The following is a 25,499-nucleotide window of genomic DNA, read 5'->3' as shown; positions in this document are numbered from 1 at the left end:
ACTCGTGGAAAAACCGATTGAGGTTAATGTAATGAAGAAATTAGGATTGGCAGCCACAGCCCTGCTGATTGTTTTTACGCTAAGCGCTTGCAATAAACTGACGCAATATACCCTCAGTGAACAAGAAGTTAACGAATACCTGCAACAGCATAACGATTATAAAAAACAGCTTGGCGTACCGGGCGTGGTTGATGCCAATATTGTTCTGACCGAACTTGCCAGCCAGATCGGCAGAAGTGAGCCGGGGAAAGTCACCCTATCAGGCCATGCCAAGGTAGACATCACCTCACTACTTGGTAACCAGACGGCCGACATGAATCTCACGTTAAAGGCACAGCCGGTGTTCGATAAGGCACAGGGAGCCATCTACCTAAAAGACATGGAACTGATCGATTACGCCGTTCAACCTGAAAAAATGCAGACGGTGATCAAGACACTTAGCCCTTACCTAGACCAATCCCTGAAAAGTTATTTTAACCAAAAACCAGTTTATGTTCTGAATGCAGACAAGAGCAAAACTGAAGCATTGGCGAAGAAAATGGCAAAAGGTATTGAGATCAAACCGGGGCAAATTGTCATCTTGTTGACTGATTAATACCTGTTTTCAGCACATAAGCGTGTGCAAAAACGCCATCGCAAACGCTTATGTGGTTTAGCTCTCTTTATTTTTATTCTTCTGCATCTGCCATATCATCAGCACCCTCATCCAACTCATCACGCATTGCTTCCAGTGCTTCACGACAAATGATCGCCAGAGTACGATAAAACACCGTTGTGGCATGGCTTTCAACTTTGCCTAAAAACTGATTGCTCCAGGGGAGCAGATAGTGATCAAACAGCGCAATTTGTGCAGCGGTTTCGTCTTCCTGCGACTGATCCTCCAACCAGGAAGCCGACAACAGTAACAGACCAAAATGATCTACTGGCCCCGCCTTCAACGGCATGCCCCGTGTTTGCAAAAAAGTACGAATATCTGTGTCTTCAGCATCGATATAGGTTGAACGCCATGGTGATACCGCACAATCATCACCACCAAACAACGACTGATAGTCAGCTTCCATTGCTGACAGATCAACATTCTTTTGTAATCTTTCCAGCAACGCATCTTGCTCCAGTGGCCAGTGTTGTTGGAAATCTCCCTTTTTGATGAGGGTAAACACTGGCGCTAAAACCGGATCTTGCGGATGGCGGTAAAACAACGTGCCTAATATGCGGCATACGATAGAAAATTCGTTCATTTAGCTCTCATTAAATTAGTGACAACGTCACAAATTAGCCAATTCAGTAATGGCGGGCTTTCCTCTTTGTTCCAAAAAATCCAGAACTCGTCGAGGTGTTACGTTTAAAATTCTCTCCGGCGGAAAATTTACTTCCTGCAGAATACGTTCGCAGTGGGTAAAATCACCCAAAGAAAAAGCGATATGCGAATCAGAACCTAAAGAAAGCATCCCTCCAGCATCACGTACAGCTTCCGCAATCGCACGGCAGTTTGGCTCACTCCCTTTACGAGAATGCATAAAAGATGAGTTATTCAGTTCCAGCGCAACATGATATTTAGCAGCCGCTTCAGCGATAGCACAAATATCAACAGGGAATTTTGGGTTGCCGGGATGGCTAATAATATGTGCGTCACCCTTCGCCATCGTAGCAATCATCGCTTCAGTATGAATATCTTTGTCCTGGGGTGGAAAAACCGGTTCATGAAATCCAGCGATAATTAAATCGACCTGATCTAGCATAGGGCCAGTGCAATCAATCTCACCTTGTCTGTTTTTAATGTTCGCTTCAATTCCACGTAAAATCCCCACGCCATCGACCAATCTTGGCCAAACGCGCATATTCATAAAATGCCAATAGTGCGGCGCATCCGCCATATCCGGACCATGATCCGTGATGGCAAACAGACGGATACTTTTTTTCTTTGCCTCCGCGATATAGTCATGCAGAGTGCTGTATGCGTGAGTACTGGCGACGGTGTGCATATGTAAATCGACGGGATACATAATTTCTCCTGAGTCAGCATGTAACCGATAGCATAACATCTCTGGGAATAGCACACAGCAACCGTACGTAACGTACAATCAAAGGTTAACAAAATAGAAATATTACTTTCGTAAAAAGAAGGATGCTTCAGTACGTAAAAAGGGATAAATGGCGAGTAAAGCATCAAATTGCATTAAGTTTAACTAAACGTACAAATCGGGGCAGAAGTTTGTTGACGCTGTGGCACAATTTTCCTACATTAGCGCCGTCCCAACACAAGATGCTGGCGACCACGGTGAGGTGTCCGAGAGGCTGAAGGAGCACGCCTGGAAAGTGTGTATACGTGAAAACGTATCGAGGGTTCGAATCCCTCCCTCACCGCCATATTTTTGATAAGATCGATCAACTGGTTCGTTTTTTGATTTTATCTTGCATAACGGAATACATCAAAAGTTCGCTTCGGCGGACTTTTTTGTGAAATCCGGCATCTCTTGCATTAAGCTAATTTTTTCTGAACCGTAGCCAAACCAACTAGATTGTGACGACGGCTATTTCTGGCTGAGTGGTTGAGAAAAAATTGAATAGGGCATTCCGAAATTCTCACATGTTTTCAAAATAACGATGATTACGTGCATGCTTATTCGTCTTATCACCTTGATATACTCTACCATCATTCAGTTTATACCCGTCATACTTCAAGTTACATGTGCGTTGGCTGCGCTCACTCACCCGAATCACTTACTCAAGTAAGCTCATCGGGATTAGATGAGAGACATCCTGTCTCTCACCGGAGGCCAGCCAAAGGCTGGTCAAATTCGTTCCCGACGAATTTGTCCTTCGCTTGCCGCCTTCCTGAAACTTGAATTATTTTGGGTATATCTATAACCATCGAGATAACGGGCTCTCTTTTAGATATTTATTTAATAACTCTTTATCGATGATATCTTTCTCAATAACCGGACGTAGTATTTCTTCCAAAATCTCAAAATCTTCTTGGCATCCAGTATTATTCAAAAGAAGCTTTAATGCATTCTCGACAAATAATATTTCCCCACAAGAATGAGCATCCAAGATAAAATCAATAATTTTTGATTTTATCCTCTTATTCTCAATATAGTTATCTTCATCAGAAAAAGTAGGCTTATCATAAGATGAACTCAGTTCGTCAGATAAATAAATAAGCTGTGAATTAAAGTCACTCTTCATTCTATTATTTTACATATTTTAGTTGATACAGTATTACTTTTCACCCTGGAATCCCTCAGTAAAATTTTTTCCATTTTCGAATAACAATTATAAACTGGACCAAAAAACATCATTTTTACTCCCTACAAATCGTTCCAGATTGCCAGGACGAGTTTTTTGGTTATTTAAAAACAGCGTTCCGACACCTCTACAAAAAAGACAGAAATCCGATGATATGCATTCAATATTGTTCAAATCAGACTCACTTGTCATCGCGTAAACCTTTCCATTTTTCAGGTCTAACAAAATAGAATAGGGATCGTTGTACGTCACAAGAAGAAAATTATCAGGCCGTTTACCAGCCCCCCACCACTGTGTTAAATCATTCTCATTGTTTAATTCAAAAATCTTTTCTAAATAACTACCACCATTACCAAAAACAAAACTGCCAAGAGAAAAATCATTCAAATTATACTTTAAAATAAAATCCTTAAACTTGTTATGTAATTTAACATTTAGCTTATTTTCTAAATCAGAAATTTCGTCAACTGACGCTCCGCCACTTTTCATGATAAAGCTCTCCATTTCCCCATCAAATGGCGAGAATTTTTCATGTAATTTAAACGCTATTTCTGATAATTCCAGTAGCATAGTAATTTCCTTATTCGTATACCAAGTTGCCCTACTGACTAATACATCTTCCCTAGAATAGGGGTTCTGTGCGTCTCTACCCACTGCACCAGCGGTCGTAAATTTTTTCGTTTTGCTCCACGCTGTTCTCCACACCGCTATTCCTTCCGAACGGTACTGCCTGCGAAGATGACAGAAGCCCCTCACGCCCCTGCGAATTCTACGACTAAATGCATCGTCACGATACCGAAAATCCTCTGTTCCATCACCATCACTCGTAGATGAGATACCGATATCTTCATATAGTGCTCGAACCTGATGGTCATAACAGCATTCATGACTCTCATAACTAATTGCATCTATTGATAAATATTGTTATAAGGCATTTGTTTTATACAACACAAATGGAATTAATTAACGATGCGCTACTTATCAAAGGATAACATCATGCATCATGCTAAGTTTTATGGTTATTGCGCTTGTCTAATATGTAGTCTTGTTTTCAGCGGTACAGGTTATGCAGCAAGTTTCGACTGTGATAACGCGAATGATAAAATCACTAATGCAATATGCAATAATGATGAGTTATCCTCGCTAGATGAGGAAATGAGCAGTTTATATTTTAACCTCAAAAAAGATCCCGCTATCGCTACTGATGAATTTATCGTCATGCAAAAAGCGTTTCTAAAAAAAAGAAATGCATGTGTACGTGACAAAGATCTGTCAGAATGCCTATTAGACAGCTATCTCAATATTATCGACGTATATCACAAAATACCCAAAAGTGTGGATGTTAATGAATTCGAGTTTAATACTCACATTAAAAAGATTTATTTCAGATTGGATATAACCCACCCTGATTGGCCCTATCTTACCGAAGTTCATATGAGAACCAAAGGCTGTGACTCAGGATCGTGGTGTGAGTCTGATGGTTATCTTATCGTTAAAGATCCCGTAACAGAATTAATTACCCAAGTAATTTACTTGCCACATGCCTTTGTTTCTACAGATCATACTAGTGTACACAAAGCGTCTGTTGGGTATAATCCAGATTCATACAATAATAGTCAAACAGCTATCTTTAATAAAGAGAAAGATGGCAATATATATCTCACCATTCCCTGTAAGTTCCCCAAATATAGAGCCGAAGAAATATATTTCTTTCAATATACAGGAAACAAATTACAGTTCCTTGTAAATAGAAGCGACTGTGTGAAACCAGGATACTAATGAGTTGGAAAACCAATGAGCATAAATAAAATTATATTGTCATTTCTATTTATACTATCAAATAGTGCACAAGCTATTGTTTGCTCAACAGCGAGTAGCAATGTTGAGAAAATGATATGTTCGTCAACACCGTTGATGCAATTGGATACGGCATTAAACAAATGGTATAGCGAAGTAGAGAAATCACAAATCATCCCTAGTGCACTTCATTCTGAAGAAAAAATCTGGTTGCAACAAAGAAATCAATGTACTGACGAATCCTGTTTGATCGCTTCATACAAGTTAAGGCTTTCTCAGTTAAGGGAGATCGAACGTTACAGCAGTGCCAAAACGGTAGCAAGCAGTATAGAATACGTCGTAAAGACGCAGAGCCTGCCATACTCATCAGAGGGAAATGCTATCTCTGTCACGGGCTCTGAATATTCCCTTCAGGCAAAAGAGTGGATATACAAACCGTTTTATACACAAGAAGAACGTCTAAAACTGCTAAAGAAACTAAAAGAAATCGATCAGGGAGCCAGTAACGAAACTCGAATAGAAAAACTTATCGGCGGTTTTTCTGCTAATAATACTTTTTATTTCTATTTTCTCCATTATAACGGTGTTCATTATAATGACGCCAGAGAGAGAAAATCTTTCCGTACCTGGCAATTAGTCCAGATATCAGAACAAGGTGACGTTAAAATTGTAGATAGCAGCAATGATGAAAATAAACCGAAAGGATCGGAGGCTAACTATCGGCTTAATACCTTCAATATGGATACCGAAGGAAATATACATTTCATCAACAACACGAATGCACGTCCAACCTTAAAAAGGTGGTCAGCAACGCAACAAAAACTTGAAACACTCTCCGATGAAGAACTGACTGAATACCAGAACAATAATATCAAAAAAGGAACATGGTCATGGGAAGGTGAATGTGAGGATGTCAAATGCAAAAGCAGAATGGGGAAAAATGGTTCGGCGCATTTTGCATTACACTATCCGGGGACGGTAAGAAAAAATCCAAAGGATAACTACACTAGTTATGGTGCTGACTTTGCAGACAGTTTATTTTATATAAAACCAGACGGCGGCGTTCATACCATATTAAAAGAAAATAACAATAACAGAAACACGTGGTATTTATTTTCTGAACCAACATGTACAGAAAACAACGGATGTTATTTTATTAATCATCATGGTATGGCTGGTGTTTGGCAAATTAATCAACAAGAAAAAATGTTAACACATATTACATCGCTAAGCCGAATAGAGGAAATAGCGGCAACTCGCCAGAATGAGAAAGATTATATTTTTATGCTCTTTGATTCAACAGATACAATCTATGTCGCGACAGAGGATAGCATGTCGGAAGATGAATAACTAGGAGTACAAAAGCCTCCGCATACGCGGAGGCGTTCCCTCATTGTGACAAAGCGCGTTAAGCGGTAACCGCCTTGTCCTCCATGGCTTGTCGCCAACCTCCCAACCAGTAGGACCGGGCGTTTATTGATTGATAGGGACAAAGTTCCCTCGGCCTGCCGGAAATACCTGCTTGATAACCGCGTGAATGGGCTCTTTCGAGGCGATCGCGTTTCTGTCTCTTCATGCCTTATTTCCCTCATTATTTATCTGGTGGAAAGAAAACAATGATTACTTTATAAGCAATCACAGACTATCAATAACCATTCTGCAACCAAAGGTCAAGCCGCAAAATTCACGCCAATGTCATATTTGTGATCTATAAATGAGAGTTTTCTTCAGAAAAAAATGAAGCAAGAACTAACGCCTTGAAAAATAAAAAACCTCTGAAAGAAGCATAACTTTCAGAGGTCAATGTCGATAACGCGATGATGATTAAACCATTAATGGTTAATCAGACGACTACAAACCGGACCGAGTAACAGATTGCGCGATAGCGACGCCCACCTGTTGCCAACCCTGTGCCAACGTTTTCACTAACGCTTCATAGCCATCTTCCGTTTGCGGTAACACCACGTTGAAAGGACGCTTTATCACCTTATCAGCGCGGCTTAGCACCCACTCCCCACGTATTACTACTTTTCCATCATAGCGCCCATGAAACGCGGTTATGGTCACATTAAGTACGGCCTGTTCGCCGCCATGAGGTTGGGTTGTGACGATCCAACCAGCCATGTTGTTCCCCAACTCGGTGACCAGCGCTTGTTGGAGTTGCTGATCAAGCGGGCTTGCCCATAAATTATCGCTGGCAATAGCGTATTGAACATCACTGGTTTGATAAACCACGCCTTGATTTCCCAGATAATCCGCGACACCAACATGCTCAAGCCATAATTGCCCCGAGGGTGAAACTGCCGTATGTGATGTTTCCGTTGCTGGTATGACCGGTAGCTGATAGTAAGATTTTTGCGGGCTGCTGCTACAAGCACTCAGCAACAGCACCATGCTCAAAGTCCATATTTTCATCATTATTTCGCCCTCTTCGGCTGGGGATCGTTGCCAGTCGGTGCTTCAAAAATCAATGCATTACTCTTCTCATTTAACGTTCTGAGCACAGGCTGTAGTTCACGCAAGACCTGATCCAAACGCTGCATATCCGCCACCATTTTATTGTACGCTGGCGATCCAGGCTGGAATCCTTTCATACTGCGATTTAACTCACGTAAGGTCTGCTGCATATCCTGCGGTAAATTCTGCATGGCTTTGCTGGACGTAATCTGATTAAGCGATGCCAGTGTTTTTTGCATTTCACGCAACGTCGCCTGACTTTCTGCCAACGTCTGCGTAGCTTCGGTTATCATAGGATTGAGCGGTAAATCATTAACCTTATCAAGCACGGCCATCAACTTTTGCTGAATCTGAGAAAGGCCACCATCGATCGTAGGCAAAACCGGATAACCATCGACGCTGACCAATCTTTGGTTCCTTTTTTCCTTGGGGTAAAAGTCGAGGTCAATATATAACGCGCCAGTCAACAAGTTGGCCGATTTTAATGCTGCCCTCAAACCAAGCGGTTGCGCTTCTCTTAGATGCTGTTCGAAATCGAAATTTCCACCTACTTTTTTCTCAAATCGATCGGGCTCAATACGGATTAAAACAGGAATGCGGTAATCATCATCAAGATCTTGCTGTAAGTTCTTAGGAAAAAATGGCGCTTCCGCCACAGTCCCTAAACGAATACCACGAAATTCAACCGGCGCACCGACCTGCAACCCACGAATTGATTCACTAAAGAAGACGAGATATTCCTTGTATTCGGTATAGAGCGAATCCTGAATACTACGTTGGCTATCAAACAGTCGATACTGCGCATGTTGCTCCACCGGACTCCCCAGTTCCCAACCCGCAGGCACATCAAAACTGACGCCACCACTGAACAAGGTCGCCAGCGATCCCATTTCTACCCGCATTCCCTGTGCAGACATATCAAACGCAACACCGCTATCTTTCCAGAAACGAACATTTGAGGTAACCAGACTGTCATAAGGTGCGGCGATAAAAAGCTGATAACGCATTTTGCGCGCTTTCGGATCAAATTCGCTGGTTTCAACCGACCCCACCCGATATCCCCGGAACAAGACAGGATCACCCGCATTCAGTTGACCAGACTGTTCACTATCCAGAATAACCCGCATTCCCTTTGCATCCGGCGACGCCAAAGGTGGGGAATCCAGTAACGCAAACTCCCTCTTTTCCTCTTTATGAGAACCCGGTTGAAGCTCAATATAAGCACCGGATAACAGCGTTCCCAACCCGGAAACGCCCTCACGACCAATCTGCGGTTTCACAACCCAGAAAGCCGAATCCTGCTTTAACAACTTATCCATGCCATCATGCATTCGAGCTTTGATTTCAACCTGATGCAGATCGTCACTCAACACGACACTCTCAACAATACCGACATCAACACTGCGGCTCTTTATCAGCGTTTTCCCCGCCTCAATGCCCTCTGCATTACTGGTCACCAGTGTGATTTGCGGGCCTTGATGACTGAAATGATAAAATAATATCCATGCGCCAATCAGTACCGTCACGATCGGCACAATCCAGACTGGCGACCAGCGTTTAATCGTTTCTACATCCGCTACGGCGTATTTATCTTTCGTCAACGGAAGACTCCTTATTCAATGCATCACCACGACGATCCCACAATAAACGGGGATCGAAAGCCATCGCCGCGAACATGGTCAAGATCACGACAGCAGCAAACAATACTGCTCCCACGGCGGGATAAATACTCATTAACTGACCGATTCTGACTAACGCAGAAAGTACAGCGATAACGAACACGTCAATCATTGACCAACGCCCGACAAATTCGACAATTTCGTATACGACATGCATCCGTTCGCTATCGCGTTTACCGTTACCATTGGCCTCCCAGCATAACCAACCCAACGCCAACATTTTCAATGACGGCACCATAATACTGGCAACGAAAATCACCATTGCGACGGGATACGAACCACTACTCCATAGTAGGATAACGCCAGACATAATGGTCGATCCCATGCGATCGCCCAGCGCTTCCGTCACCATGATTGGCATGAGATTTGAGGGGATATAGAGAAAAATAGACGTAATCAGCAAGGCCATTGTCCATTGCAGACTGTGCTTGCGCCGAGCATGCCCACGGCTATGGCAGCGTGGGCAGATTCGTTGATGCTCAGGCAAAATGGCGGTGCAGCACGAGCATGATCGAAAACCTTGCGACAACCCACTAATCCCGGGTTGAGGCACTGCCGGTAACACTGGTGGAGAGACAATATCATTCCATAACCAACGACGTTCAAGGCTTTGAAATGTCAGTAGCTGTAAGAGACAGAACAACACAAACGGGACAAAACTACTGCCAATACCAATGTCGCCATACGCCATGAGTTTAACAAAACTAACGAGAACGCCAGCCAGGAAAATCTCAGCCATTCCCCAGCTTTTAAGGTGGAAAAGCATTTTTCCCATCGCTTTCTTCAGCGCGAGTGGCAGAGAAATAGGCCAACACAGCAGAACCACTGTCACCATGCAGAAAGCGGGAACAAGTTGGACGAATAACATAAACAGACTGGCAACGCTGACGTAATTATCCGTTACCATCACTTTAGGGATTTCAGACAGACTGATCTCACTGGTAATACCCGCAACGCGCATGTATACGAATGGAAACAAATTCGATAGCACCAGCATAAATAATGCACTCAGCGCATATCCAATAGGACGCTTACGGGGTTCAGTCTGGTGACTGGTTAGTGTCGTTTTGCATTGTGGGCACACCGCTTTTTGTCCACGCGACAATGTAGGTAACGCCACCAACAGGTCACACTGCGGACAGAGCATGTAATCATCATGCTGATGCTCACGACACTCAGCGCCACAACTCTGTTGTTTATGAGCATGATGGTTATGAGCATGATGGTTATGAGCATGGCCTTTATGAATATCGTTATGAGCACACACCAACAGCCTCCTTGTAGAGCGCATCTGACGCTACATCAATGGCAACACCGGGCCATCTAGACGATACTCATCGTGGTTTAAAACCGAGGTAACATGCCGATATAAAAAACACCTGCACGTTACCGTCAATTTTTCCCTTAAATAGGAAGCGGCATATAATCAGCCATTCCTCTGTGCTTCCAGTGCTTCCCAGCGTTCAAAATCAGATTCCAACGTTTTTTCCGCTTCTGCTAACGCATTCAAAACTCGCTGTGTCTCTTCATGTGGGCGACTGAAAAACCCGGCGTCACTCATTTGCGCTTGCAGGTTATTGATCTCCTGCTCCAATTGCTCGATCTTTAACGGCAACTGTTCCAATTCGCGCTGCTGGTTATAGCTTAGTTTACCTGTATTCTTTTTAGCGTGCTGTGCGGTGTGAGCCGATGGTGCCGCTGCCACCGTCGTTGCAGAGGAAGATGACGTGCGTAACGGTATGGATTCCGCCCGTTGCTGCTGCGCATCATAATACCCACCGACATAACGGGTTATTTCACCGTTGCCAGAAAAAATCCAGCACTCGGTGACTGAATTATCAACAAATTGACGATCGTGACTGACCAGCAGCACCGTTCCCTGGTAACCATCAATGAGTTCTTCCAGTAATTCCAGCGTTTCTACATCCAGATCGTTAGTTGGCTCATCAAGAATCAACAGGTTACTGGGTTTCAGGAATAATCGAGCCAACAATAAACGGTTACGTTCTCCTCCCGATAACGCCTTCACCGGTGTCATGGCGCGTTTCGGATGAAACAGAAAATCTTGCAGATAGCCAAGCACATGGCGTGGACGACCATTCACCATGACTTCCTGTTTGCCTTCCGCCAGGTTATCCATCACCGTGCGTTCTGGATCGAGTTCGGCACGATGCTGATCGAAATAGGCGACTTCCAGCTTCGTCCCGCAGTGTACTCGTCCACTTGTTGGCGTCAGCTCACCCAGCATCAATTTCAATAACGTGGTCTTACCACAGCCATTCGGCCCGACTAATGCGATTTTATCGCCACGCTGTACTTGAGCAGAGAAATTGCGTGCCAGCACCTTATTATCGATCTGATAGTTAACCTCTTCCAGTTCGAATACGATCTTGCCGGATCGGGCGGCTTCTTCTACCTGCATTTTGGCCGATCCCATGACCTCACGACGCTGCGAACGTTCATGCCGCATCGCTTTTAGTGCCCGCACTCGACCTTCATTACGGGTTCGACGCGCCTTGATCCCTTGACGGATCCAAACTTCCTCCTGCGCCAGTTTCCGGTCAAACTCCGCATTTTGTAATTCTTCTACTCGTAAAGCCTCTTCTTTTCCTTCCAAATATTTATCGTAATTTCCAGGCCAGGACACGAGCTTTCCGCGGTCGAGATCGACAATACGCGTCGCCATGTTGCGAATAAATGAACGGTCATGAGAAATAAAGACAATGCTGCCCTGAAAAGTTTTCAGGAAGGTTTCCAGCCAGTCGATCGTCTCAATATCCAGATGGTTGGTCGGTTCATCCAGCAGTAAGACTTTCGGGGCGCTAACCAATGCGCGCCCCAAGGCAGCCTTACGTAACCAGCCACCCGATAATGAAGCCAGCGGCGCGTCGGCATTCAATTCAAGCTGTTCCAGCACTTCGTGAATGCGACTCTCCAGTTGCCACAACCCCTGATGCTCCAGAACATCCTGCAACTTAGCTAACTGGTTCAGATTCTTTTCACAGGGATCACTCTCTACCAGACGCAACATGGCATGGTAATCCTTCAGATAACCCGCTTGTGCGGCGACCCCTTCGGCGACAAAATCAAAGACGCTGCCCGCCACGTCACGGGGAGGATCCTGTTGTAAACGAGCAACAATCAGATCCTGTTCATAGGTAATGCGGCCATCATCCAGCGGGATCTCTTTGGCCAAAATTTTCAGCAGGGTCGATTTACCCGCGCCGTTACGTCCAACCAAACAAACGCGTTCATTCTCTTCGATATGAAGTTCGGTGTTATCCAACAGCGGCGCGTCGCTGAACGACAGCCACGCACCTGAAACACTGATTAAAGACATCGGTTACTTTTCCTCACCGGCATGTGTCAGCAGCCAGCAGTTATGAATTTGACGATTACGAGCAAAATCCTGTGATTGAGTCTGTGCGGTAACTTCTTTCGTGTTCAGCCCCAGCGCGGCCAGACCAGCGCTATCCATCTGGAAGCCGCGTTTGTTATTCGAGAACATGATGGTGCCGCCACGACGCAGCAGACGCTTAAGATCTTTCATCAGCGCCAGATGATCGCGCTGGACATCAAACGAGTCTTCCATCCGTTTTGAGTTAGAGAAGGTCGGTGGGTCGATGAAGATCACATCGAACTGTTCATTCGCATTATGCATCCATGACAGGCAATCCGCTTGAATCAGACGATGTTGACGTCCGGTCAGGCCATTCACCCGCAGGTTTTTCTCCGCCCATTCCAGATAGGTACGTGACATATCAACGGTGGTCGTAGAACGTGCGCCACCCAACCCGGCATGAACACTCGCTGTACCGGTATAGGCAAACAGATTGAGAAAATCTTTGCCACGGCTCATCTCACCTAGCATTTTACGGGCGATACGGTGATCGAGGAACAAACCGGTATCGAGGTAGTCGGTCAGGTTGACCCACAGCTTGGCGCCAAACTCTTCCATCAGCAGGAAGTCGCCTTTCTGCGCCAGTTTTTCATACTGGTTTTTGCCTTTCTGACGCTCGCGCGTTTTCAGCACCAAGCGATTCGAGGGTAATTCCAGCACGCTCAGCGTCGCATTAATCACATCAAACAAGCGCTGACGCGCCTTCTGGGCATCGACGGTTTTCGGCGGTGCGTACTCTTGTACAACCACCCAACTGCCGTAGCGATCGACCGCGACATTATATTCAGGCAGATCGGCATCATAGAGGCGGTAACATTCAATGCCTTGCTGCTTCGCCCATTTCTCCAGCTTGCGTAAGTTTTTACGCAGTCGGTTAGCAAAGTCTTCCGCGATTTGTCCTGCGGATTCACTCTGCGTTTCTGCCAGTTGGTAATTCTTCTGGACGCAGTCCAATGGGCCATTTTTCGCCTTAAATTGACGTTCAGCACGCAATTGCAGACAGCTCAGCAGTTCCGGCGACGCACTAAACAGGGAGAGTTGCCAGCCGCCAAAATCACTTTTCATCTTGCGCCCCAGCATATTATGCAGGGCAATCAGCGCAGGCTCGCTTTCCAAACGTTCGCCATAAGGCGGGTTGCTGATGACCGTACCTTTCGGACCTTCCGGCAAGGGATTCTGGAGCTGTGCCGCATCCTTTACGCCGAAAGAAATCAGTTCGGCCACGCCTGCACGACGTGCGTTGGCTTTGGCAATGTCAATCACCCGGCGGTCATTATCCGATCCGAAGAAGCGAGAGGTCGTTGCCTGCAAGCCTTGACGGGCACGCACTTGTGCTTCCGCCGTCACCTCGCGCCACAGTTCGGCGTCGTGTTTTAACCAGGCGTTAAATCCCCAGTGCGTACGATGCAAACCGGGTGCGCGATCGGCTGCCATCATCGCCGCTTCGATCAGCAACGTTCCGGAACCACACATAGGATCGACCAGCGGCGTGCCGTTTTGCCAGCCGGAGCGTAATACAATCGCTGCCGCCAGATTTTCTTTCAGCGGTGCCAACCCTGCCAGATCGCGGTAACCGCGTTGATGCAACCCTTCGCCGCTTAAATCCAGCGAGACACTCGCCGTGTCACGCTGTAAAAAGACGTTAATACGAATATCCGGCTGCTGCTTTGCCACATCGGGCCGCTGTCCGGTTTTGCGCGTGAAGCTATCCACAATCGCATCTTTGACTTTTAACGCGCCGTACTGGCTGTTGCGGATATCTTCATTGGTGCCGGTAAAATGCACGGCAAAGGTTTTATCGGTGCTGAAGACCGTCGACCAGTCAATCGCCTGCACGCCCAGATACAAATCCAGATCGCTGTGTACCTTGAATTCATTCAACGGCAGCAGAATGCGCGACGCCAGACGGCTCCACAGCAGGCTCTGGTACATCAGGCGGTTATCACCCTCAAAATGGACACCACCCTGCACCACTGTACAGGACTGCGCACCCAATGATTCGAGTTCGCTTTTTAATAACTCTTCCAGTCCCCGCGCCGTGCTGGCAAACAAAGCATTCATGTTGTCACTATCACCAAAAAATGTAAAAACGGACTATACCCTAAATAATTCACGTTGCGTGAAGGCGACAACCGCAGGAATCCCCAGGAGCTTACATAAGTAAGTGACTGGGGTGAGTAAGGGCAGTCAACGCACAAGCAACTTGAAGTATGACGGGTATAGAAAAAGAAATTGAGGCGCATTATAGCTAATCCCAGACGCTTGTCATAAAGTTGCCGTTTTACTTTGGCGAGAAACAGGTCAGTGATTGGCGTAACGCGGCTTTATATTCATCCGATAAAATCGATGCGGGGTTTGCAATTGTCCTATGCTATGGCATCTGCCAGCGGTTTGGCGAACGATCGCGCCTTCATGGTTACCGAACCTGATGGAACCTTTATTACCGCTCGCCAGTACCCTCAAATGGTGCTGTTTACACCGGCATTGCTACCGGATGGATTGTTTATTGCCGCACCGGATGGCCAAACCACCACCATTCGTTTTGCCGACTTCACCGCAGCACCGCAGCCGACAGAAGTGTGGGGAACACATTTTACGGCGCTTGTCGCCCCAGATGCTATCAATATCTGGCTGAGCCACTATTTTCAGCGCACCGTCCAACTGCGCTGGGTGAGCAATGAACCATCTCGACGGGTGAAGCATTATCCAGACGTGCCTTTGGCATTTGCTGACGGCTATCCGTTCCTGTTAATTAATGACGCGTCATTTCAGGCATTACGCCAGCGCTGCCCTGCCGGCATTAAAATCGAACAGTTTCGCCCCAATCTAGTGGTGACGGGGGCGGAAGCCTTTGCCGAAGATAGCTGGAAGACCATTCGTATTGGCGAGATTATTTTTGACGTCGTCAAACCTTGTAGTCGCTGTATTTTCACCACGGTCAGCATCGAACGTGGCCGTAAACATCCGTCAGGGGAGCCACTGGCAACGCTGCAATCGTTCCGTACTGCCGAAAACGGCGACGTTGATTTTGGGCAAAATCTGGTCGCCAGAAATACGGGCATCATTCGCGTAGGCGATACACTGGAAGTGTTGGCAACCAAACCGCCACGCCCTTACGGTTCTGGTCAGGTAGTCGAAAGTCTTACCGTTCCCGAAAAAAGCGAACAGGCCGTCACCCTCCACTATCAGGGAAAAGTATTACAAGGGAACAATCAGCAGATTTTACTAGAACAGTTGGAGCAACAAGGCATTCGCGTCCCCTACTCTTGTCGTGCAGGACTGTGTGGTTGCTGTAAGTTGACGCTAGTCAGCGGAGAGGTTTCCGCATTGAAGCAAAGTGCTATCAGAGAAAACGGTGAAATTCTTAGCTGTAGCTGTATTCCGCAGAGTGATCTTCATTTGCAGTAGTCGAAAACAAGCCACCACACACACGTGCGACTTGATGTATGACGGGTATATATTGGGATTTAGACGACCTTGGCATACTCAAATGCCGACGTGCCTTCACCTAATGCATTTTCCCACTCAGCGCTATTCTGAATAGCAGCAGGCATTAACCTGTCGTGCATGATTTTTATGGCGTCACCCAGCACCATCGTTTTCCCGCTCAGTGAAAGCTGTTCTTGCGCCAGCAGACAGAGACAGGCTTTATCCCCTGCTTCCGCTACCAGAAAACAGGCCGTTTCATGGGTTTCGGTTAACTGCACCTGAACGATATCTCCCGTCTGAGGTAAATACGCCACGGCGTTCGGCTGTTGGATGAAATGCCAGCTTTTCGGCATCAACGGTTTAAGGAAGCGACTCGCTACTAATGCGTTCAACACCAATTCGCCTTGAAGGTCACGATGTAATGCTACCTTCTGGCATTTATCGTTATAGGTAAAAAATAACGCGGCGTCATCAACACAAAATGCACATTCATTGAACGCATCCGGCGTTAACATTTTAGACGGAAAGCGAGAACGGAATAACATGCCATTAGCCAGATCTAACATCAGGCGATCGTGTTCGGTATCAAAATACCAGCGCCAGTTATCGTCAGGTTTTAACTTCATATTATTTACCCTTCGCTTTCATCATAGAAATATCAGAAATGGTTGATTGTGTTTTCGCATATTGCGATAATGCGTATCGGTATAAACTTAGACACCATCAAAGTAAGGCTGTCTATTGATAGATTATTTATGCAAACGAATAAAATATAGACTAGCCGGGGGAATAAATAAACCCCCGGAGATAAATGAAAGGCAGAAAAGATTAAATATGTGTAACGATATCCTTTATCAGACCCGGTCCACGAAAAATGAAACCGGAATAGATCTGAATCAACGTTGCACCTGCATCTAATTTTTCACGAGCCGCCATCAACGAATCAATACCACCGACACCAATAATAGGCAGACGACCGGACAATTCCTGAGATAAACGACGAATAATTTCCGTGCTGTGCAGTTGTAAAGGTCGACCGCTTAATCCACCAGTTTGCCCACAATGATTTAATCCCTGGATCAATTTTCTATCGAGCGTGGTATTCGTCGCAATCACACCATCAATATGATGGCGAACTAAACTATCAGCAATCTGGATCAATTCAGCCTCGGTAAGATCCGGCGCGATCTTCACGGCAACAGGCACATACTTCTGATACTTATTCTGTAATTCAGTTTGTTTATTCTTTATTGATTGTAAAAGATCGTCCAGCGCATCCCCATATTGCAGGCTACGTAATCCTGGCGTATTGGGTGAAGATATATTGATCGCAATATAACCGGCGTGTGGATAAACCTTGTCCATACAGATCAAATAATCGTCCTTGCCTTGTTCGACTGGCGTATCTTTATTCTTACCAATATTAATCCCTAATACGCCACCGAAACGCGTCTTTTTGACATTCTCAACCAGGTAATCCACACCCTTATTATTGAAACCCATTCGGTTAATTAGCCCTTCAGCTTCAACAATCCTAAATAGCCTTGGTTGGTCATTGCCTGGTTGCGGGCGCGGCGTAACGGTCCCTACTTCTATAAATCCAAAACCCATTGCGCCAAGGGCATCGATGCATTCACCATCTTTATCAAGACCGGCAGCTAACCCAAGTGGATTTTTAAATGACAACCCCATGCAGTTGACGGGTTTGGTAGGAACAGACTGACGAACGAGGAATTCAAATGGCGTGTTGGTGATGCGGCGTAATTGCTGAAAAGTGAATTCATGTGCTCGTTCTGGATCGAGCTGAAATAACGCCTTCCTGATAACGGGATAGAACATATCGTCTCCTGGGATCCCAATCGCAAATAAACAAAGTCAGAATACGGTTTCGCGCACGGCGGTGATGGTAATTCTATCGCGACGGAAAGTAAAACGTTTGTCTGCGCCTGAAATCACAAGGTAAATAAGCACAATGCCCGCAAGCGAGCATTGTGCTTAATGTAAGAAAACAGTTAAACGTTTCTTTAATCTTGCAACGCTTTACCGATCTTTTCGAATAGATCGCCAGATAGGTCCTTCAGTGCCTTTAACTGTTCCAATGCTTCTCGCATCAATCCCTGACGCTTCACATCATAACGTTTCAGACGAATTAATGGTTCGATCAACCGGGCGGCAACCTGTGGATTGCGCGTATTCAGATCGATTAGGATCTCCGTCAAGAAACGGTAACCACTTCCGTCTTCTGCATGAAAAGCCGAAGGGTTCGATGACGCAAACGCCCCTACTAGCGCACGCAGGCGATTAGGGTTATTGAGACTAAACGAACGGTGGTGTAGGAGAGAACGAACGCGCTCCATGACATCCACTGCCGGACTGGTCGCCTGCAACATAAACCACTTGTCCATCACCAGCCCATCCTGATGCCATCGCTCGTCAAATTCAGATAACAGTGCTTCATAACACGTTAACTGGGCACTCACCGCCGCAGACAGCGCCGCCAAAGAGTCGGTCATGTTATCAGCCTGAGCGAACTGCGTAGTCACCAGCTTATTGGCCTGGACCTCATCGCCAAATGCCAGATAGTATAAGCACACATTACGCAGCGCACGTTTTCCCATATCTGCATGTTCGATCTGATAGTGAGTTGCATGATTCGCGTGATAAACCGCTAGCCATTCATCCGCCATTTCTTTCGCCATCGCTCGCACGATACCATCCCGTACCGCAGCGATTGCCGTAGGATCGATAATATCGAACCATTCCGCGATCTCATTTTCACTAGGCAATGTCAGAATTTGGGATGCCAGCATTGGATCCAGTGTTTCATCCAACACAATTCCCCTAAACGCATCCACAACATGCATCGGTACAGAAAGCGGCTGTTTTTGCTGATAGCGAGAAACATTCAGACGAATGTAATTCGCTAAAAGGCTTTGTGCCGCATCCCAACGCGAAAATGCATTACTGGCGTGACGCATAAGGAATGTCAGTTGAGCATCACTCCAGACATAATTCAATTTTACCGGCGCAGAAAACTCGCGTAATAAAGAAGGAACGGGACGGCAAGGCACCTGATCGAAAATGAACGTCTGCTCAGATTCCGTGATATTTAATACCGAGGAAAGCAACTGCTCCTCTTTCTGTAACGGAATCACCTGCCCTTGCTGATCGTACAGCTCAATATCCAATGGAATATGCAACGGCAACTTAGGTTGCTTATCGGCACCGACTGGCGTTGCCTGGCTAACGCTCAATAAATATTGCTGCGTTTGCGGATCATAATCATCATGGACGGTTAACACTGGCGTACCCGATTGGCTATACCAGCGGCGGAACTGCGTGAGATCAACACCAGACGCGTCTTCCATCGCCTGCACAAAGTCATCACAGGTTGCCGCGCTGCCATCATGGCGCTCAAAATAAAGCCGCATTCCGCTCTGAAATTTTTCTTCACCCAATAAGGTATGCATCATCCTGATCACTTCTGATCCTTTTTCATACACGGTCAGGGTATAGAAATTGTTCATCTCTATGACCTGATCGGGACGAATCGGATGAGACATCGGGCCAGCATCTTCGGCAAATTGGGCACCGCGCATCACACGAACATTATCAATACGGTTCACCGGGCGCGACCCCAAATCAGAACTAAACTCCTGATCGCGGAACACCGTTAATCCTTCTTTCAGGCTAAGCTGGAACCAGTCACGACAGGTCACGCGATTGCCGGTCCAGTTGTGGAAATATTCGTGACCAATAACGGCTTCAATATTCAGGTAATCTTTATCTGTGGCGGTTTCCGCTTTCGCCAGGACATATTTGGAGTTGAAAACGTTCAGCCCTTTATTTTCCATCGCCCCCATGTTGAAGAAATCAACGGCGACGATCATATAGATGTCGAGATCGTATTCCAGACCAAAGCGTTCTTCGTCCCACTTCATCGCATTTTTCAGCGACGTCATCGCCCAATCCGCACGATCGAGATTGCCACGGTCAACATACAACTCCAGCGCAACATCCCGACCAGAACGTGTCGTAAAGCTGTCTTGCAACACATCAAAATCACCGGCGACCAGTGCAAAAAGATAACAGGGTTTGGGGAACGGATCCTGCCACTCAATCCAGTGTCGCCCGCCTTCCAATTCACCTTGAGCAAGGCGATTACCATTGGATAACAAGTAAGGGTAGCGGGTTTTATCGGCGGTAATGCGCGTCGTAAATTTAGCTAATACGTCTGGGCGATCGAGGTAGTACGTAATATGACGGAAACCTTCAGCTTCACATTGGGTACACAGTGCGTCACCTGACTGATACAAGCCTTCCAGCGCACTATTCGCTGCCGGATGAATGTCTGTTTCAATACTAAGCGTGAATGTTGCTGGCAACATTGTCAGCAACAAACCATTATCCTGTTGTTCGTAATGCGGCCATGCCACGCCATCTACATGGAGGCTTACCAGCGTCAGACCTTCCCCATCCAACCAGAGTGGCGCGCCTACATCCCCTTGTAATACAACCTGACTTACCGCTTTTACACGCGTTTTCTCCGCATGCAGATCAAAATCCAGGGCAATATCCGTAATGGTATAATCCGGTGCACGATAGTCATGGCGATATTTTACTTGCGGCTGTTGATTCATATAACGTTTCCATCTCCTCGTAGGCGTCAGAAATGAAGCCTATTCCTGTTACACCAATGTTATCAAGATAATCTGTTACTCAAGCAATAGTATGATAAATTCTGGTATAGCACATTTGAATCTCGTGTCTAACACCCCATTGTGCTCTGATATACCCTAAATAATTCGAGTTGGATGAAGGCGGCAAGTGAGGGAATCCCGATGAACTTACCCAGGTAAGTGATTCGGGTGACTGAACGCAGCCAACGCACAGACAACTTGAAGTATGACGGGTATAGAGTAAAGCAATGGGAATCAATGTATACTGACCGAACCTTGCCGATTGTCCTGAAAGTGGATATGCGTCTAACGAGGATGCTGTAACGCATTATGACTTTACACACTTCCCCGATTCTAACGTCATTACTGGATACGGATGCTTACAAGCTGCATATGCAGCAAGCGGTGTATCATCATTATTACGATGTCGATGTTGCGGCCGAGTTCCGCTGTCGCGGTGATGAGTTGTTGGGAATCTACGCTGAAGAGATAACCGAGCAGGTTGCTCTTATGCATTTTTTGTCGCTGAGTGACGAAGAGTTTGCCTATCTGTCTGCGCTACCCTTCTTCAAGCAGGATTACTTGAACTGGCTAAAAGCGTTTCGCTTTAACCCACAGCAAGTCAGCATTAAAAACAACCAGGGTAAGCTGGATATTCGGATTACTGGACCATGGCGCGAAGTCATTCTGTGGGAAGTTCCCTTGCTGGCAGTTATCAGCGAAGTGGTTCACCGTAACCGTACCCCGCAGATTGATGCAGGGCAGGCGGTTGAACGGCTTAATGAAACGCTGGCCCATTTCCGGCAGATCAGCACCGATGTGGACATCAGCCAGTTTAAACTCATGGATTTCGGAACCCGTCGCCGCTTTTCTCGTGACGTCCAATCTACGATCGTGAGCACATTGCAATCCGAGTTTCCCTGCTTAATCGGCACCAGCAATTACGATCTGGCTCGCCGCTTAAAACTGACACCCGTGGGAACGCAGGCGCATGAATGGTTTCAGGCTCATCAGCAGATTAGTCCGGTGCTTGCTAATAGCCAGCGGGCAGCATTGCAAATGTGGTTAAACGAATATCCCAATCAATTGGGTATTGCGCTTACCGATTGCATTACCATGGATGCTTTCCTGCGCGATTTCGATAGCCAATTTGCCGAATCTTATCAGGGGTTGCGTCATGATTCAGGCGATCCGGTTGATTGGGGAGAAAAGGCCATTGCGCATTATCAACGTTTGAATATTGATCCGATGAGTAAAACGTTGGTGTTTTCCGATAACCTGAATCTTGACAAAGCGCTCAGGCTTTATCGGCATTTCTGGCAACGGATTAATCTGGTATTTGGTATTGGCACACGCTTAACCTGCGATATTCCGGGTGTAACACCGTTGAATATTGTTATCAAGCTGGTGGAGTGCAATGGTAAACCTGTTGCGAAATTGTCCGATAGCCCAGGTAAAACAATTTGTCAGGATCAGGCGTTTGTATCCGAGTTACGTAAAGCCTTCGATCTGCCCCGCATCAGAAAAGCCAGTTAATATCGTTCGTTAGGCTCCTCGCTGACTAACTTTTAGCCCAGATAAGCCGGAATGCAGAAAACTTATTGCATTCCGGTGATTTCTGCTTGTGTCCTGCCGGGCGGCAAGTAACATAGCAAATTACCCATTTCAGGGTTGTACCCTTCACCTTTCAAGTTGCAGGCACGTTGGTTACGTTCGGTTACCCGACTCACTTACTTTGGTAAGCCAATCGGGATGAAATGAGCGACATCCCGTCGCTCGCTGGCGATCAACCCTTGCTCACTCGAAATCTATTGGGTATATCCATTACTTTTAAACAGATTAATTGAAGAGAGAATTTTATGAGCGTAGTGCCTGTAGTCGACGTACTGCAAGGCCGTGTTGCCGTTGACAGCGAAGTCACCGTGCGCGGCTGGGTACGGACCCGGAGAGATTCTAAAGCCGGTATTTCTTTTATCGCCGTTTATGACGGTTCCTGCTTTAATCCATTACAGGCCGTCATCAATAATAATCTTTCCAATTACCAGAATGACGTGTTGCACTTGACTACCGGCTGTTCCGTGGAAGTCACAGGTAAAGTCGTCGCCTCACCAGGCGAGGGACAGAGCTTCGAATTACAAGCCTCTGAAATTAAGGTGGTTGGCTGGGTAGACGATCCTGATACTTACCCGATGGCGGCCAAACGGCACAGTATTGAATACCTGCGAGAAGTTGCGCATTTGCGGCCACGTACCAATTTGATTGGCGCCGTTGCCCGTGTTCGCCACACTCTGGCGCAGGCTATCCACCGTTTCTTCCATGAAAATGGTTACTTCTGGGTATCAACACCGCTGATCACCGCTTCTGATACGGAAGGCGCTGGTGAAATGTTCCGTGTTTCTACCCTCGATCTGGAAAACTTACCGCGAACTGAACAGGGTAAGGTCGATTTCAGTGAAGACTTTTTCGGCAAAGAAGCGTTTCTGACCGTATCCGGACAATTGAACGGTGAAACTTACGCCTGTGCCCTGTCGAAAGTGTACACTTTCGGGCCTACATTCCGCGCTGAGAACTCCAATACCAGCCGCCATTTGGCCGAGTTCTGGATGATTGAACCAGAAGTTGCTTTCGCTTCGCTGGATGATATTGCTGGTCTGGCTGAAAATCTTCTGAAATATGTTTTCCAAGCCGTACTGAACGAACGTGCCGATGATATGGCATTCTTTGCTGAGCGCGTCGATAAAGAGGCGATCACTCGACTGGAGAAATTCGTCAATTCCGATTTCGCTCAGGTGGATTACACCGATGCCGTTGAAATCCTGCTGAACTGCGGGAAGCAGTTTGAGAACCCGGTTTACTGGGGTGTTGACCTCTCTTCTGAACATGAACGTTACCTTGCAGAGCAACACTTCAAAGCACCGGTTGTCGTTAAAAACTACCCGAAAGACATCAAAGCATTTTATATGCGCATGAACAGCGATGGTAAAACCGTTGCTGCAATGGATGTATTAGCACCGGGTATTGGTGAAATTATCGGTGGTTCCCAGCGTGAAGAGCGTCTTGACCAGTTGGATATTCGTCTGGAAGAAATGGGGCTAAGCAAGGAAGACTATTGGTGGTATCGCGATTTGCGTCGCTACGGCACGATCCCACATTCTGGTTTCGGTTTGGGATTTGAACGCCTGATTGCCTATGTTACCGGTGTACAAAACGTGCGCGATGTCATCCCCTTCCCACGCACTCCAAGGAACGCGAGCTTTTAAATAAAAATTTAATATAAGTAAAACAAATATGTAGAAAAAAGAGTCGGGCTTTCCGGCTCTTTTTTTTTAATTTTGGTTATGCTTCACAAAGTTCCCTAAAATTTACATTTTGAAATACATATTTTCCATTTGTTACTCGATTACGAAGTTAGTAGCATCTTTAGGGTGGATTAACGGGCGAGTGAATGGAAAACTGCGTTCAGACACAGGAAGACACCAAACTTTCAGGAATAGTTCCCCAAAGAATTATTTATGGCAGTGGCAGGTGTCTACATAACACCAATGAGGGTAATAATGATGAAACGCAATATTCTTGCAGTAGTAATCCCAGCTCTGTTAGTCGCTGGCGCAGCCAACGCTGCAGAAGTTTATAACAAAGACGGCAACAAGCTGGACCTGTACGGTAAATTAAACGGTCTGCACTATTTCTCTGATGGTGGCGATGACGGTGATAAAACTTATGCTCGTCTGGGCTTCAAAGGCGAAACTCAGATCAATAGCGAATTAACTGGTTTTGGTCGTTTTGAATATGAATTTTCCGGTAACAAAGCTGAATCAGATGGCGCGAATGGTAAAACTCGTTTGGCTTTCGCTGGTCTGAAATTCGGTGATGCAGGTTCTTTTGACTACGGCCGTAACTATGGTGTTGTTTACGATGCACTGGCATGGACCGACGTGTTGCCAGAATTTGGTGGTGATTCCGCTTATACCGATGGGTTCATGACTCAGCGTACCTCTGGTGTTGCTACCTACCGTAACAGTGATTTCTTTGGTTTGGTTGATGGTTTGAACTTTGCTTTGCAATATCAAGGCAAAAACGACAGTAACTCCATCAATAAACGTGAAATGAAGAAGTCAAACGGCGATGGCTGGGGCTTGTCAGCATCTTATGAATCTGACATCGGTTTAGGTTTTGCCGCTGCTTATAGCGCGTCTGATCGTACTGATAGCCAACAGGCTGATGGTTTAGGTCAAAAAGCTGAAGCTTGGGCAACCACTGCTAAATACGAAGCAAATAACGTTTATTTAGCAACTACTTACGGTGAATACCGTAATTTGAGCTATGTTGATGAAACTTATGCTGGTTTTGTTGATAAGACCAAATTCTTCGAAGCTGTTGCTCAATACAACTTTGATTTCGGTTTGACTCCATCACTGGCTTATGTTCAATCTAAAGGTAAATTGTCTTCTAACGGTGTTTCAGAGAACGATTACCTGACCAAATATGTCAGCGTTGGTGCAACTTATGCATTCAACAAGAACATGTCTACCTATGTTGATTATCAGATCAACCTGATCAAAGATGACAACGTATACGGCATCAACGATGACGATACCGTTGCTGTTGGTCTGACTTACCAGTTCTAAGTTGATACGCATCGTATGACGGTTTAACACCGTTTATCGTGCAGAAAAGGCAGAGCCAAGGCTCTGTCTTTTTTATGTTTAAATCTTAATTATCGCTTTCCAACCAGTCTTTTATTTTGTTTCCTCTACACCCTTTATTATTTCCCTTTCTTTTTGACTTCAATGGTTGGCAAAGCCTTTT

At 45.9% G+C, this 25,499-nt stretch carries 20 protein-coding genes and 1 tRNA gene; 8 read left to right on the top strand and 13 right to left on the bottom strand.

The genetic code is table 11. From position 1 onward, the window contains the following. Positions 1-31: 31 nt before the first annotated feature. Positions 32-595 (top strand): lipoprotein, encoded by a 564-nt coding sequence (locus ACKPVM_RS05335; RefSeq protein WP_409307532.1) that lies wholly within the window; start codon positions 32-34, stop codon positions 593-595. A gap of 73 nt (positions 596-668) precedes the next feature. Here ACKPVM_RS05335 and ACKPVM_RS05330 read toward each other — a convergent pair whose 3' ends face one another. Further along, complete coding sequence (locus ACKPVM_RS05330; RefSeq protein WP_409307530.1) at positions 669-1,238, bottom strand: TorD/DmsD family molecular chaperone; 570 nt, start codon at positions 1,236-1,238, stop codon at positions 669-671. Positions 1,239-1,265: 27 nt separating this feature from the next. Continuing rightward, a complete protein-coding gene (locus ACKPVM_RS05325; RefSeq protein ID WP_409307528.1) occupies positions 1,266-2,003 on the bottom strand; it encodes a phosphatase in 738 nt (245 codons plus the stop codon). Between the two features lie 274 nt (positions 2,004-2,277). Here ACKPVM_RS05325 and ACKPVM_RS05320 point away from each other — a divergent pair. Next, positions 2,278-2,367, top strand: a tRNA-Ser gene (locus ACKPVM_RS05320). 495 nt (positions 2,368-2,862) lie between these two features. On the opposite strand, the gene ACKPVM_RS05315 is transcribed toward ACKPVM_RS05320, so the two are convergent. Further along, positions 2,863-3,189, bottom strand: a complete 327-nt coding sequence (locus ACKPVM_RS05315) for a hypothetical protein (protein ID WP_409307526.1) — start codon at positions 3,187-3,189, stop codon at positions 2,863-2,865. 87 nt (positions 3,190-3,276) lie between these two features. After that, on the bottom strand, positions 3,277-3,819 hold the full coding sequence (locus ACKPVM_RS05310; RefSeq protein ID WP_409307524.1) for an SMI1/KNR4 family protein: 543 nt from the start codon (positions 3,817-3,819) through the stop codon (positions 3,277-3,279). A 426-nt stretch (positions 3,820-4,245) separates the two neighbouring features. Between ACKPVM_RS05310 and ACKPVM_RS05305 the strand changes: the two genes are divergently transcribed. Together ACKPVM_RS05305 and ACKPVM_RS05300 are read left to right on the top strand one after the other, a co-directional pair. Then, entirely contained in the window at positions 4,246-5,028 is a 783-nt protein-coding gene (locus ACKPVM_RS05305) for a lysozyme inhibitor LprI family protein (protein WP_409307522.1), read from the top strand. 15 nt (positions 5,029-5,043) lie between these two features. Next, complete coding sequence (locus tag ACKPVM_RS05300) at positions 5,044-6,396, top strand: lysozyme inhibitor LprI family protein (RefSeq protein ID WP_409307520.1); 1,353 nt, start codon at positions 5,044-5,046, stop codon at positions 6,394-6,396. 58 nt (positions 6,397-6,454) lie between these two features. Here the strand turns inward: ACKPVM_RS05300 and rmf are convergent, their stop codons facing one another. The 6 genes from rmf to rlmKL all read right to left on the bottom strand — a co-directional run bounded on the left by rmf (position 6,455) and on the right by rlmKL (position 14,643). Further along, on the bottom strand, positions 6,455-6,622 hold the full coding sequence (gene rmf / locus ACKPVM_RS05295; protein WP_009113168.1) for a ribosome modulation factor: 168 nt from the start codon (positions 6,620-6,622) through the stop codon (positions 6,455-6,457). 275 nt (positions 6,623-6,897) lie between these two features. Continuing rightward, positions 6,898-7,464 (bottom strand): membrane integrity-associated transporter subunit PqiC, encoded by a 567-nt coding sequence (gene pqiC, locus ACKPVM_RS05290; protein WP_409307517.1) that lies wholly within the window; start codon positions 7,462-7,464, stop codon positions 6,898-6,900. Continuing rightward, on the bottom strand, positions 7,464-9,104 hold the full coding sequence (gene pqiB, locus ACKPVM_RS05285) for an intermembrane transport protein PqiB (protein ID WP_409307516.1): 1,641 nt from the start codon (positions 9,102-9,104) through the stop codon (positions 7,464-7,466). Before pqiB ends, pqiC begins: the two co-directional genes overlap by 1 nt. Continuing rightward, a complete protein-coding gene (pqiA, locus tag ACKPVM_RS05280; protein WP_409307515.1) occupies positions 9,091-10,452 on the bottom strand; it encodes a membrane integrity-associated transporter subunit PqiA in 1,362 nt (453 codons plus the stop codon). Before pqiA ends, pqiB begins: the two co-directional genes overlap by 14 nt. 156 nt (positions 10,453-10,608) lie before the next feature. Beyond that, the gene (locus ACKPVM_RS05275) at positions 10,609-12,522 is read right to left on the bottom strand and encodes an ABC transporter ATP-binding protein (RefSeq protein WP_409307513.1); all 1,914 of its coding nucleotides are present in this window, start codon (positions 12,520-12,522) and stop codon (positions 10,609-10,611) included. Positions 12,523-12,525: 3 nt separating this feature from the next. After that, entirely contained in the window at positions 12,526-14,643 is a 2,118-nt protein-coding gene (gene rlmKL / locus ACKPVM_RS05270) for a bifunctional 23S rRNA (guanine(2069)-N(7))-methyltransferase RlmK/23S rRNA (guanine(2445)-N(2))-methyltransferase RlmL (protein WP_409307512.1), read from the bottom strand. A 243-nt stretch (positions 14,644-14,886) separates the two neighbouring features. Here rlmKL and ACKPVM_RS05265 point away from each other — a divergent pair, with 243 nt between their 5' ends. After that, positions 14,887-15,990 carry a YcbX family protein gene (locus tag ACKPVM_RS05265; RefSeq protein WP_409307510.1) on the top strand — a complete coding sequence of 368 codons (1,104 nt, stop codon included), beginning with the start codon at positions 14,887-14,889 and terminating at the stop codon, positions 15,988-15,990. A 59-nt stretch (positions 15,991-16,049) separates the two neighbouring features. Here the strand turns inward: ACKPVM_RS05265 and ACKPVM_RS05260 are convergent, their stop codons facing one another. From ACKPVM_RS05260 to pepN, 3 genes are all read right to left on the bottom strand, one after another. Further along, complete coding sequence (locus ACKPVM_RS05260; RefSeq protein ID WP_409307509.1) at positions 16,050-16,637, bottom strand: cell division protein ZapC; 588 nt, start codon at positions 16,635-16,637, stop codon at positions 16,050-16,052. Between the two features lie 202 nt (positions 16,638-16,839). Next, entirely contained in the window at positions 16,840-17,850 is a 1,011-nt protein-coding gene (gene pyrD, locus ACKPVM_RS05255) for a quinone-dependent dihydroorotate dehydrogenase (protein WP_409307507.1), read from the bottom strand. A 185-nt stretch (positions 17,851-18,035) separates the two neighbouring features. Further along, complete coding sequence (gene pepN / locus ACKPVM_RS05250) at positions 18,036-20,651, bottom strand: aminopeptidase N (protein ID WP_409307505.1); 2,616 nt, start codon at positions 20,649-20,651, stop codon at positions 18,036-18,038. A gap of 369 nt (positions 20,652-21,020) precedes the next feature. Here pepN and pncB point away from each other — a divergent pair, with 369 nt between their 5' ends. From pncB to ACKPVM_RS05235, 3 genes are all read left to right on the top strand, one after another. Next, on the top strand, positions 21,021-22,226 hold the full coding sequence (gene pncB, locus ACKPVM_RS05245; protein ID WP_409307504.1) for a nicotinate phosphoribosyltransferase: 1,206 nt from the start codon (positions 21,021-21,023) through the stop codon (positions 22,224-22,226). Between the two features lie 323 nt (positions 22,227-22,549). Next, the gene (gene asnS, locus ACKPVM_RS05240) at positions 22,550-23,950 is read left to right on the top strand and encodes an asparagine--tRNA ligase (protein WP_409307502.1); all 1,401 of its coding nucleotides are present in this window, start codon (positions 22,550-22,552) and stop codon (positions 23,948-23,950) included. Between the two features lie 294 nt (positions 23,951-24,244). Then, positions 24,245-25,318 carry a porin gene (locus tag ACKPVM_RS05235; protein ID WP_409307500.1) on the top strand — a complete coding sequence of 358 codons (1,074 nt, stop codon included), beginning with the start codon at positions 24,245-24,247 and terminating at the stop codon, positions 25,316-25,318. The last annotated feature ends 181 nt before the right edge of the window (positions 25,319-25,499 follow it).

Origin of the sequence: Pectobacterium hainanensis (assembly GCF_046237015.1) — a bacterium.
GTDB lineage: Bacteria > Pseudomonadota > Gammaproteobacteria > Enterobacterales > Enterobacteriaceae > JBJYIN01.
Note: the sequence above shows the minus strand (reverse complement) of the source record. Positions and strands in the feature narration are given on the sequence as shown.